Here is an 11,745-nt window from a genome sequence, read left to right as displayed (position 1 = left end):
GGGCGCCTGTCTTTGGGCCAGCGCCAACTGGTGGAAATCGCCAAGGCGTTGTCCCGCGGTGCCAGCGTGATCGCCTTCGATGAGCCCACCAGCAGTTTGTCGGCGCGGGAGATCGACCGGCTGATGGCAATCATTGCGCGCCTGCGCGACGAGGGCAAAGTGGTGCTCTATGTGTCGCACCGCATGGAAGAAGTGTTCCGTATCTGCGATGCGGTGACGGTGTTCAAGGACGGTCGCTACGTGCGCACGTTCGAGGACATGAGCACGCTGACCCACGACCAGTTGGTGACCTGCATGGTCGGTCGCGATATCCAGGACATCTACGACTACCGCCCGCGCGAGCACGGCGAAGTGGCGCTCAAGGTAGACGGCCTGCTCGGCCCGGGCCTGCGCGAGCCGATCAGCTTTGCGGTGCGCAAAGGCGAGGTCCTTGGGCTGTTCGGGCTGGTGGGGGCAGGGCGCACCGAGCTGTTTCGCCTGCTCAGTGGTTTAGAGCGCGCCAGCGCCGGCAGCCTGCAGCTGTGCGGGCAAGCCCTGCAATTGCGCTCACCCCGCGACGCCATCGCCGCCGGTATCTTGCTGTGCCCGGAGGATCGCAAAAAGGAAGGCATCATCCCGCTGGGCAGCGTCGCTGAAAACATCAACATCAGTGCCCGGGATGCGCATTCCACCTTTGGCTGGCTGTTGCGCGACGGCTGGGAGAAAGCTAACGCCGACCGGCAGATCCAGGCGATGCGGGTCAAAACCCCGAACGCGGCGCAGAAGATCCTGTACCTCTCCGGCGGCAACCAGCAGAAAGCCATTCTTGGCCGCTGGCTGTCGATGCCGATGAAGGTCCTGCTGCTGGACGAGCCCACCCGCGGTATCGACATCGGCGCCAAGTCGGAGATTTACCAGATCATCCATAACCTGGCGGCCAGCGGCATAGCGGTGATCGTGGTGTCCAGCGACCTGATGGAGGTGATGGGCATTTCCGACCGCATCCTGGTGATGAGCGAAGGCGCCCTGAGCGGTGAACTACCCCGCGCCCAAGCGGATGAAGCGCGCCTGTTGCAACTGGCGCTCCCGCGTTCGCGGGCTTGAAGAAATAAGAGGGGTTGGCTATGTCTGAAGTTAAAACTGCAAAGGGTTTCTGGCCGGGGTTCAACCAGCGCAAGTTTCTCGACGACTGGGTGATGCTGCTGGCAGCGTTGAGCATCTTTGTACTCAGCGCGGTATTTATCGACAACTTCCTTTCGCCACTGAACATGCGCGGCCTGGGGCTGGCGATATCCACGGTGGGCATCGCCGCGTGCACCATGCTGTTCTGCCTGGCGTCGGGGCACTTCGACTTGTCAGTGGGGTCGGTGATCGCTTGTGCCGGGGTGGTGGCGGGCATCGTGATCCGTGACACCGACAGCGTAGTACTCGGCGTGTCGGCGGCACTGGCCATGGGGCTGGTGGTGGGGCTGATCAACGGCATCGTGATTGCCAAGCTGCGCATCAATGCGTTGATTGCCACCTTGGCGACCATGCAGATCGTGCGCGGCCTGGCGTACATCTTCTCCAACGGCAAGGCAGTGGGGGTGATGAATGAAGATTTCTTCGTATTCGGCAATGGCCAACTGATGGGCGTACCGGTGCCAATCATCATCACTGTGCTGTGTTTCGTGTTCTTCGGTTGGCTGCTCAACTACACCACCTATGGGCGCAACACCATGGCCATTGGCGGCAATCAGGAAGCGGCGTTGCTGGCCGGGGTGAATGTCGATCGCACCAAGATCATCATCTTTGCCGTACACGGTCTGATCGGTGCCCTGGCCGGGGTGATTCTCGCGTCGCGCATGACCTCGGGCCAGCCGATGATCGGCCAGGGTTTCGAGCTGACAGTGATCTCTGCGTGCGTGCTGGGCGGCGTATCGCTGAGCGGCGGTATCGGCATGATTCGCCATGTGATTGCCGGGGTGCTGATCCTGGCGATCATCGAGAACGCGATGAACCTGAAGAACATCGACACGTTTTACCAGTATGTGATCCGGGGTTCGATCCTGCTGCTGGCGGTCATCATCGACCGCATGAAGCAACGCTAATGTTCGCCCTGTGAAGATTAAACTGTGGGAGCTGGCTTGCCTGCGATAGCGGGCTGTCAGCCAGCCTATCTTTAACTGACCCACCGCCATCGCAGGCAAGCCAGCTCCCACCTTGGATCTCCTGTGTTCAGGAGGGCGGTATTTGCCATAATGCCGCTCGTTTTCGTACTACCACATAGGCCCGATATGCAGGAAAACGCCCACACCCCCGTCAAAGACGCCGCCCCCACCGGTACCCAAACCCTGTTGCGTGGCCTGGGCGTGGTGCACGCGGTAGCGGCTGGTGCGCGGGATCTGAAAGAGATTGCCCGGCGTATCGGCACTACCCGTAGCACCACCCACCGCCTGGCCAGTTGCCTGGTCGAGGAGCGTTACCTGCGCGTGGTGCCGCAGGTTGGTTACCTGCTGGGGCCAAAGTTGATCGAGCTGGGCTTCCAGGCCCGCGAAGAGCTACCGTTGGTAAGCCTGGCGGTACCCTATCTGGACGAGCTGTCGGCGCTCACCGGCGACACCATCCACCTGGCGATCCGTGAATACGACGATGTGCTTTACCTGCACAAGAACCCTGGCCGCAATGGCCCGGAAATGCGCTCGCGGGTCGGCCACCGTATGCCGCTGGCGCGCACCGGTATCGGCAAGGCGTTGTTGCTGGATGATTCCTCGCAGGAGTGGCAGCGCCTGTACCACGCCAGCTTGCCGGCGACGGGCAAAAGCCTGCAATGGCCGCAGCACCCGGAGCAATCCTGGGCGCAGTTCGAACAGCGCATGGGCGAGTATGTAGCGGGCGGGTATGCGTTCGACCTGGAAGACAACGAACCGTCGATTCGCTGTGTAGCCGCACCGGTGCGCGATGCCGGCGGGCGAATTGTCGCCGGCATCAGCATCGCCAGTACCGTGCCCTACATGCCGCTGGAGAAAATGGCCGAGCTGATCCCTGTGATCAAACAGGTCGCAGCCCGGCTGTCAGCGGAGTTGGGCGCCAAAGCCTGATCAGGCTTTGAGGCTCGCCATGTCGATAACGAAGCGGTACTTCACGTCACCGGCGATCATGCGCGTGTAAGCCTCGTTGATCTGGCGGATGTCGAGCATTTCGATGTCGCAGGTGATGTTGTGCTCGGCGCAGAAATCCAGGACTTCCTGGGTTTCGGCAATGCCGCCGATCAGCGAACCGGCCAGCACTTTACGGCCCAACACCAGTTTCGCGGCATTGACGGGCGGGTCTACCGGCTCGATCAGGCCGACCAGGATATGCACGCCGTCAAAGCGCAGTACATCGAGGTAGGGGTTCAGGTCGTGCTGCACCGGGATGGTGTCGAGCAGGAAGTCGAAGTGCCCGGCAGCGGCTTTCATCTGCTCGGCATCGGTGGACACGATCACATGGTCGGCGCCCTGACGGCGGCCTTCCTCAGCCTTGCTCGCCGAGCGGGTGAACAGCGTCACCTCGGCGCCCATGGCCTTGGCGAACTTGATTCCCATATGGCCCAGGCCGCCCATGCCGAGAATGCCGACTTTGTCGCCGGCTTTCACGCCGTAGTGCTTGAGCGGCGAGTAGGTGGTGATGCCTGCGCACAGGATCGGCGCAGCGCTGGCCAGGTCGAGCTTGGCCGGGATCTTCACCACGAAGTGTTCGCTGACTACGATGCTGTCGGAGTAGCCGCCCATGGTGTTGCTGCCATCCACGCGGTCCGGGGTGGCGTAGGTCATGGTCGGGCCTTCGAGGCAGTATTGCTCAAGGTCTGACTGGCAGGCTTCGCAGTGGCGGCACGAATCCACCATGCAGCCTACGCCAACCAGATCACCGACTTTATGCGCGGTGACGTTGGCGCCGACGGCGGTGACCTTACCGACAATTTCATGGCCCGGCATCAGCGGGTACACGGCAATGCCCCACTCGTTGCGAGCCTGGTGGATATCGGAGTGGCACACGCCGCAGTAGAGGATCTCGATGGCCACGTCATCGACACGCGGGCTGCGGCGTTCAAACGACATAGGGGCGAGGGGAGTGGTGGCCGACTGGGCGGCATAACCGATGGCGGTGTACATGAAGAAACCTCGCAAAAAAGCAATGACAAGTGAGGCGAGCCATTCTGCGTACCGAGCGCACCGGCGGCCATGGCGATTGCTCCGAGTCTCATGCCTATTCGTCCGACACTGCCTCAAGTTTGGATGTATTGGTCGCCAGACCTGCGATGATGCTCTCATCCCTAATTCGCGAAGTTTTTTGCCATGTTGCTGACCCGCCATCTCGATGCCAATGCCACCCTGGTCGCCTTGATTGAGGGCCTTGCATCCCGCGACGGTTTTTCCCCGACTCACCTGCCCGGTGTAAAGGTATTGCGCGCCAGTTGCGATGTGGCGCGGGGGCCACAGATCTACGAGCCGAGCCTGATGTTCGTGGCCCAAGGCAGCAAAGTCGCGTACCTGGGCCCGCGTACCCTGGAGTATGGCGCCGGGCACTATCTGATCCAGGCGATGCCGGTGCCGTTCGAGTGCGAGACTTTTGCCATGGCGCCCGATGCGCCGCTGTATGGCGTGACGGTGGGCATCGACCGGGTGGTGTTGGGCGAGTTGGTGATTGCGATGGGTATGCAGGCCGGGCCGCCGCCTACGGCGCAGACGTTGGAGTCGATGAGTTCGGTGGTGCTCGATGACGCCATGCGTGGATGCGTCGAACGGCTGTTGCAGTGCCTGCACGATCCGCTGGAAAGCCGGATCATGGGCCCGGCGCGGGTGCGCGAATTGTTGTTCACCGCCTTGCGCGGGCCGCAGGCGGATGTGCTGCGTGCATTGGTGGAACAACAGGGGCAGTTTTCGCGCATCGCCACCTCATTGAATCACCTGCATGCCCATTATGCCGAACCGCTGAATATCGAGACGCTGGCCGGGTATGCGCACATGAGTGCGTCGACCTTTCATGAACATTTCAAGCGTTGCACCTTGTTGTCGCCGGTGCAGTACCTCAAGCGCCTGCGACTATTGAAGGCCCAGCAGTTGCTGCTGGTGGAGGGCATGAGCGTGGCGCAGGCGGCGCACAGCGTGGGGTACCAGAGTACGTCGCAGTTCAGTCGCGAATATAAGCGTTACTTTTTGCGTAACCCTGGTGAAGAGCGAGCCGCCTGAGTCTGCCAGGTACGCCTGCCAGACAAGCCTTGCTTGCATGAACATCGAATAGGGAGGCAATACCTGATAACTGTTTAAGCGCGGTGGCAACGGAACTGCTCTGGCTCGTTATGCACTCACGATTGCACCAGGCGAATTAGCGTCTGGGACCAAGGAGGTAGTGCGCGTGAAAGTTCAGCCCCTCACTCATACGATGCTTATCAGCACTCAGCAATCCGTTTCTGCACTGCCTGCAAACCCTGTAACCGCAGGTAAGGTTAACGGTTCGGCAGGCATGAAAGTGAGTGTTGTCAACAACACGACAGTCGCCCCTGACCCGAGTCACGAACTTGATTTTTCCAAGGGTGTAATTTACGGCTCGCTCGATGTAACACCGCCTACCGCAAGGTATACGTTTGGCGAGCGTGAACGGCGAATCAATGCCTATGCTGGTCGCGTTGTTGCGCAGATCCAGACTATGGAAACTGGCGACGAAGGCCAACGCAATATCAGATTCCAGCACCTGCGTCCGTTCTTGGAGCCTGCAGGTTATTTCAGCGGTGGATTGCTGGCGGCGGGGTACGACCCACATCAAAAAATCACGGTGACGTTCCAGTCTTACGTCAAGGAACTCAATGGTGTCTCGCATCTGACTAATCAGGATGAACGCACCTACTTGGCATGGCAAATTGCAGCCGGTGCGTTGAAGCACGATAAAGTGGCGCCGGGGGGCCAGTTGAACGCCCAAGGCATGCATATCAATGCGCAGGCCAAGGATATGATCAACGACCTTGAGGCCCTGGGCAGCGTACTTCAAGGTCATTGGGAGCAAGAAATAGCCAAGCCGATGCGCGACCCTGAGGGCAAGCTCGCAGAGCGCTCGGGGAAAGCGGACGCCTATGTGCTCAAGGGGACATTGCAAGGTCTGCATGACGACAAGGCTACGTTCAGTCAGCTTACGCCGGCGGGCCAGAAAGCCATCATTCGTACACTTGAGGACAATGGAAACGTCGTTGTTCCAAATATATACGGTTACTCTCTGGCAGGTTATGCCTTTGTTCCTTATGTCCATTATCACGGTGATTATGACCATCGACCTGATAAAGGCTTAATGGTCGATTTGAGACGCGGCACTGTCAGTGAACTGCACGGGGATGATGACTTTGCCAAATGGGCTGAAAGAAATCGTGCTCATGTGCAGAACAGTTTCAACGCCCGTGACCGGCAAGGCGGCAAAGACGCGCATTGGCCAAGGGCAGACTACGTGCTGGGGGCGCTTATTCACGGTAATAGCGCCACCTTCCCAGGCAGAAAAAATCTGCTTGCGGATAGGGCCGTACCCGTTCGGGAGACATTCAATTACACCCAATCGAGAGACAGCGATTATTACCTGAAGTTTGGCGATCTGAAGAGCGGCATTGCCTCTCACTTTCAGGCTGTTAACGCAAAAGACGCAAGGTGGGCCGACCAGACTGAGGTCTTTGGTGCGTCGCAGCAGAACTGGAAAGCCGCGAAAGAATTTTGGGGCAATACCTTCGGTTACCTGCCCATCATCGGTAACACCGGCAACATTGTCTTCGGGGTTCATGACGCCGTTGATGGCATGACGCAAAATGATCGAGTAGCCGGCGGTGCCGCAGCGGTGATCTCAGGTTTGCAACTGGCCCATGAAATTGCCATGGCGAAGGCAAATGTAGAGTTGGGAGAACCCTCGTTAACCAATAGCACTGCCGCCCAACACTACCGCTGGGAACTTGACTCACAGACAAACGACCTGCAATTGATGAGAGCGCCCAATGCTGGCGCTTCTTTTCCAGGTATGCGGGAAATCGAGTTAGGTGGCAGACCCTATTACGTCGCCAATGCCCCTGATGCCGGGGACGGCACGCATTACATTTTGCGTGTAGTCGATCCACATGACCCCGACCAGTTGGCCAGTAGCGCCATTGTTGCCAAGCCCGATGCTCAGGGTGTTTGGCGTCGAAGAGGAGTCACGGGCGGTGGGCTGGATGAACTTGAGGGACGATTGAAAGACCCCGTCGGGTTTGGCTCCCGTGCGATGGTGTATGCCGACCCGGACGATGCTGACTATGTGATCAAAGTAACGTTCCCTTTACCGGCTGCCAAGCGCATTGCTGATATGAAAAATGAGGTGGCGTTATTTAACCGATATTATGGAGAACAGCGTGCGACGTTCCTTGGCAGCAATGCTGCTGACACCGATTCCTATATGCGTATGCCCAAAGTGCCGGGAGAATCGCTTGAGCAACTGATGGCCGGGGATAAAGCCTTGCCAGAGGGCTTATCAGCCAGCGTGTTGAATATGCTGGTCGAATTGGAAAACGCCGGCATTGCTCACAATGATTTGGCCGCAAGGAATATTCTTTACGACGCCAATACTCGCAAGTGTTATCCGGTGGATTTTGGTTCGGCGAAGACGGCAGGGGTTAACCTGGCACAGTCCGATGACCGCTACAGTATTTGGGAGCTGAGGGAACAGATTCAATCGGATAACCAATCTTTTGAAGAAATGGTCGAATTGTTGGAGTCGTTGAAAACCAATGCCGTCAGTTGAGCCGATCAGCGATTTCAACACCGCTGACAGCGCGTCCACCGGCTGAATCGAAGAAGCCATTGATTCAGCCGGTGCAGCCTGAAGAACCACTATTCGAGCAGCCTTACATATTCGGGTAAGTCGGCCCGCCCGCACCTTCCGGCGTTACCCAGGTAATGTTCTGCGAAGGGTCCTTGATGTCACAAGTCTTGCAGTGCACGCAGTTCTGGGCGTTGATCTGGAAGCGCTTCTCGCCGTCCTCCTTGGTCACCACCTCATACACGCCGGCCGGGCAGTAGCGCTGCGCCGGTTCATCGTAGAGCGGCAGGTTGGTGCCGATCGGGATGCTCGGGTCTTTGAGCTTCAGGTGGCACGGCTGTTCTTCTTCATGGTTGGTACCGGAGATGAACACCGAGCTCAGTTTGTCGAAGCTCAGCTTGCCGTCGGGTTTGGGGTAAGCGATCTTCTGGCTGTCTTTGGCCAGCTTCAGGCAGGCGTAGTCCGGCTTGGTGTCGTGCAGGGTGAAAGGAATCTTGCCGCCGAAAATGTTCTGGTCGAGCCAGTTGAAACCGCCGCCGATGATCGCGCCGAACTTGTGCACGGCCGGGCCGAAATTGCGGCTGGCGAACAGTTCTTCGTACAGCCAGCTGGCTTTGAAGCTGTCGACATACGCGGTCAGTTCATCACCCCCTTCGGATTCGGCAAACAGGCGGTCGGCCACGGCGTCGGCGGCGAGCATGCCGGACTTCATGGCGGTGTGGCTGCCCTTGATCTTGGCGAAGTTCAGGGTGCCGAGGTCGCAACCGATCAGTGCACCGCCCTTGAAGACCATCTTTGGCAACGAGTTCAACCCGCCTTTGCAGATCGCGCGGGCGCCGTAGCTGACCCGCTTGCCGCCTTCCAGGTATTGGGCCAGCACCGGGTGGTGCTTGAGGCGCTGGAATTCATCGAAGGGCGACAGGAAGGTATTGCTGTAGGACAGGTCGACGATCAGACCGACCACGACTTGATTGTTTTCCAGGTGATAGAGGAACGAGCCACCGGTGTTCTCGTTGCCCATGATGTCCAGCGGCCAACCGGCGGTGTGCACCACCAGGCCTGGTTGGTGCTTGGCTGGATCGATTTCCCAGATTTCCTTGAGGCCGATGCCGTAGTGCTGGGCGTCGGCGTCGCTGTCCAGGTTGAAGCGCTGGATCAGTTGCTTGCCGATGTGCCCGCGGCAACCCTCGGCGAACAGAGTGTATTTGCCACGCAGCTCCATACCTGGGGTGTACAGGCCGTCTTTGGGCTTGCCTTCGCGGTCGACGCCGAGGTCGCCAGTGATGATCCCGCGCACCACGCCGTTTTCATCGAACAGGGCTTCCTGGGCGGCGAAGCCTGGGTAGATTTCCACGCCCAGGTTTTCGGCCTGCTGGGCCAGCCAGCGGCACAGGTTGCCCAGGGAAATGATGTAGTTGCCTTCGTTGTGCATGGTCTTGGGCACAAAGAAGTCGGGAACCTTGGTGGAAGTATCGCCGCTGCGCAGTACATAGATGTCATCGCGCACCACCGGGGTGTTGAGCGGGGCGCCGAGCGCTTTCCAGTCCGGGAACAGTTCGTTCAGGGCGCGGGGTTCAAACACGGCACCGGAGAGGATGTGGGCGCCGACTTCGGAGCCTTTCTCGACCACGCAGACGCTGATTTCCTTACCGGCTTCGGCGGCCTTCTGCTTCAGTCGGCAGGCGGCAGACAGGCCAGCCGGGCCGGCGCCGACGATGACCACGTCGAATTCCATGTATTCGCGTTCCACAGGCTATCTCCTACTCAAGGCTCAACAGGCTTTTTTTTCTAATGGGTGGAGGTTCGGTAGCGTCATGCACAACGGCACGACCCACCTGTCTCTCTAGGTGGCGCATTATATATAGACCACTGGCAGCGTCCAATACAAACGTTTGTTTGAATTGCCCGCAGCCTAGGTAAATCAAAGCAACGGGGCTTATGACTGACCATTTTGCCGTATTGACCAGAATAGGCGTTCCGGTCAAGATACGGTCGGTTTCGCGCTTCCCGTAGGCAGACTGCAGGTTTCAAGAGCACGTCCAAAGGTAAGCTGGTGTGCAGTTTACACGCCGCGATAAAGAATGACCTCTCAGTCACCGCTGACGAACGGTCATCATTTTCCCGTGTGCAAGGCCACTGCCGAGGTCTTTGGAGGTGCCCTTGTGTGCCGATGAGCATCAACCGCCAGGTTCGCCTAGGCGACTTTCTTTTCACCGGAGAGTAACGAGGAATCCATGAAGGTTCTTGTAGCTGTCAAACGCGTTGTCGATTACAACGTGAAAGTTCGCGTCAAGGCGGACAATTCCGGCGTCGACCTTGCTAACGTCAAGATGTCGATGAACCCTTTCTGCGAAATCGCTGTGGAAGAAGCCGTACGCCTGAAAGAGAAAGGCGTTGCGACTGAAATCGTCGTGGTGTCCATCGGTCCGACCACTGCCCAAGAGCAGCTGCGTACCGCTCTGGCCCTGGGCGCCGACCGCGCCATTCTGGTGGAGTCCGCTGAAGAACTGACTTCCCTGGCCGTTGCCAAACTGCTCAAGGCCGTTGTCGACAAGGAACAGCCTCAGTTGGTGATCCTGGGCAAACAAGCCATCGACAGCGACAACAACCAGACTGGCCAGATGCTGGCTGCACTGACCGGTTACGGCCAGGGTACCTTTGCTTCGAAAGTCGAAGTGAGTGGCGACAGTGTTGCGGTCACCCGTGAAATCGACGGCGGCGCCCAGACGGTTTCCCTGAAACTGCCGGCCATCGTCACCACCGACCTGCGTTTGAACGAGCCGCGCTATGCGTCCCTGCCAAACATCATGAAAGCCAAGAAGAAGCCGCTTGAATCGGTGACTCCGGATGCTTTGGGCGTTTCCACCGCCTCCACCAACAAGACCATCAAAGTTGAAGCGCCGGCTGCACGCAGCGCGGGCATCAAGGTCAAGTCGGTGGCTGAACTGGTCGAGAAACTGAAAAACGAAGCGAAGGTGATCTGATCATGGCTATCCTCGTAATCGCTGAACACGACAACAAGGTGCTGGCCCCGGCCACCCTGAACACCGTGGCTGCCGCCGCTAAAATCGGTGGTGACATCCACGTACTGGTTGCAGGCCAAGGCGCTGGCGCCGTGGCTGAAGCGGCTGCAAAAATTTCAGGCGTGAGCAAAGTCCTGAACGCTGACAATGCCGCTTACGCGCATCAGTTGCCGGAAAACGTGGCTCCTCTGGTTGCAGAGCTGGGCAAAAGCTACAGCCACATCCTGGCTGCCGCTACTTCCAACGGCAAAAACATCCTGCCACGCGTTGCCGCGCAGCTGGACGTTGACCAGATCTCCGAGATCATCTCGGTAGAAAGCGCTGACACCTTCAAGCGCCCGATCTACGCCGGTAACGCCATCGCTACCGTGCAGTCCAACGCCTCGGTCAAGGTCATCACCGTACGCGCCACCGGTTTCGACCCGGTTGCCGCCGAAGGTGGTTCGGCCGCCGTTGAAGCCGTCTCCGCTGCCCACGACGCGGGTACTTCCAGCTTTGTTGGCGAAGAGCTGGCCAAGTCGGACCGTCCTGAACTGACCGCCGCCAAGATCGTCGTTTCCGGCGGGCGTGGCATGCAGAATGGTGACAACTTCCAACACCTGTACGCCCTGGCCGACAAGCTGGGCGCTGCGGTCGGCGCTTCCCGCGCAGCCGTGGACGCAGGCTTTGTACCCAACGACATGCAGGTCGGCCAGACCGGCAAGATCGTTGCGCCACAGCTGTACATTGCCGTCGGTATTTCCGGTGCGATCCAGCACTTGGCCGGTATGAAAGACTCCAAGGTGATCGTTGCGATCAACAAGGACGAAGAAGCACCGATCTTCCAGGTGGCCGATTACGGCCTGGTGGCGGACTTGTTCGAAGCCGTACCAGAGCTTTCGAAGCTGGTCTAATCCAGCTGCTTCACTTATAAAGAGCCCGGTCTTATGACCGGGTTTTTTTTTACTTATCAGGAGAACCT

The 11,745-nt window shown here is 58.8% G+C and carries 9 protein-coding genes; 7 read left to right on the top strand and 2 right to left on the bottom strand.

Going from position 1 to position 11,745, the window contains the following annotated elements:
• The 3 genes from E3O56_RS23155 to E3O56_RS23145 all read left to right on the top strand — a co-directional run.
• Positions 1 to 1,083: ATP-binding cassette domain-containing protein (locus E3O56_RS23155; protein WP_248129063.1), on the top strand; the 1,083-nt coding region annotated here is incomplete at its 5' end.
• A 20-nt stretch (positions 1,084 to 1,103) separates the two neighbouring features.
• A complete protein-coding gene (araH, locus tag E3O56_RS23150) occupies positions 1,104 to 2,069 on the top strand; it encodes an L-arabinose ABC transporter permease AraH (RefSeq protein WP_005790489.1) in 966 nt (321 codons plus the stop codon).
• Between the two features lie 186 nt (positions 2,070 to 2,255).
• A complete protein-coding gene (locus E3O56_RS23145; protein WP_248129062.1) occupies positions 2,256 to 3,059 on the top strand; it encodes an IclR family transcriptional regulator in 804 nt (267 codons plus the stop codon).
• Here the strand turns inward: E3O56_RS23145 and E3O56_RS23140 are convergent, their stop codons facing one another.
• Positions 3,060 to 4,112 carry an NAD(P)-dependent alcohol dehydrogenase gene (locus tag E3O56_RS23140; RefSeq protein WP_032879880.1) on the bottom strand — a complete coding sequence of 351 codons (1,053 nt, stop codon included), beginning with the start codon at positions 4,110 to 4,112 and terminating at the stop codon, positions 3,060 to 3,062.
• Positions 4,113 to 4,295: 183 nt separating this feature from the next.
• On the opposite strand from E3O56_RS23140, the gene E3O56_RS23135 reads away from it, so the two are divergent.
• A complete protein-coding gene (locus E3O56_RS23135; protein ID WP_032879881.1) occupies positions 4,296 to 5,189 on the top strand; it encodes an AraC family transcriptional regulator in 894 nt (297 codons plus the stop codon).
• Between the two features lie 166 nt (positions 5,190 to 5,355).
• A complete protein-coding gene (locus tag E3O56_RS23130) occupies positions 5,356 to 7,743 on the top strand; it encodes a hypothetical protein (protein ID WP_248129061.1) in 2,388 nt (795 codons plus the stop codon).
• A 103-nt stretch (positions 7,744 to 7,846) separates the two neighbouring features.
• Here E3O56_RS23130 and E3O56_RS23125 read toward each other — a convergent pair whose 3' ends face one another.
• Positions 7,847 to 9,511 carry an electron transfer flavoprotein-ubiquinone oxidoreductase gene (locus tag E3O56_RS23125; RefSeq protein ID WP_032879883.1) on the bottom strand — a complete coding sequence of 555 codons (1,665 nt, stop codon included), beginning with the start codon at positions 9,509 to 9,511 and terminating at the stop codon, positions 7,847 to 7,849.
• A gap of 484 nt (positions 9,512 to 9,995) precedes the next feature.
• Between E3O56_RS23125 and E3O56_RS23120 the strand changes: the two genes are divergently transcribed.
• Together E3O56_RS23120 and E3O56_RS23115 are read left to right on the top strand one after the other, a co-directional pair.
• Positions 9,996 to 10,745, top strand: coding sequence for an electron transfer flavoprotein subunit beta/FixA family protein (locus E3O56_RS23120; protein WP_005790477.1), 750 nt, complete (start codon positions 9,996 to 9,998; stop codon positions 10,743 to 10,745).
• A gap of 2 nt (positions 10,746 to 10,747) precedes the next feature.
• Positions 10,748 to 11,677 (top strand): FAD-binding protein, encoded by a 930-nt coding sequence (locus E3O56_RS23115; RefSeq protein WP_248129060.1) that lies wholly within the window; start codon positions 10,748 to 10,750, stop codon positions 11,675 to 11,677.
• Positions 11,678 to 11,745 lie beyond the last annotated feature (68 nt).

The organism is Pseudomonas sp. W2Aug9 (genome assembly GCF_023127755.1).
Classification (GTDB): Bacteria; Pseudomonadota; Gammaproteobacteria; order Pseudomonadales; family Pseudomonadaceae; genus Aquipseudomonas; species Aquipseudomonas synxantha_A.
The sequence above is the reverse complement of the archived record's forward strand: the minus strand, read 5'-3'. Positions and strand labels throughout refer to the sequence as shown.

What these genes read in the sequence shown, in the direction of transcription:
- E3O56_RS23120 (WP_005790477.1), top strand. Translation starts at nt 9,996, where the DNA reads ATGAAGGTTCTTGTAGCTGTCAAACGCGTTGTCGATTACAACGTGAAA.
- E3O56_RS23135 (WP_032879881.1), top strand. Translation starts at nt 4,296, where the DNA reads ATGTTGCTGACCCGCCATCTCGATGCCAATGCCACCCTGGTCGCCTTG.
- E3O56_RS23140 (WP_032879880.1), bottom strand. Translation starts at nt 4,112, where the DNA reads ATGTACACCGCCATCGGTTATGCCGCCCAGTCGGCCACCACTCCCCTC.
- araH (WP_005790489.1), top strand. Translation starts at nt 1,104, where the DNA reads ATGTCTGAAGTTAAAACTGCAAAGGGTTTCTGGCCGGGGTTCAACCAG.
- E3O56_RS23145 (WP_248129062.1), top strand. Translation starts at nt 2,256, where the DNA reads ATGCAGGAAAACGCCCACACCCCCGTCAAAGACGCCGCCCCCACCGGT.
- E3O56_RS23115 (WP_248129060.1), top strand. Translation starts at nt 10,748, where the DNA reads ATGGCTATCCTCGTAATCGCTGAACACGACAACAAGGTGCTGGCCCCG.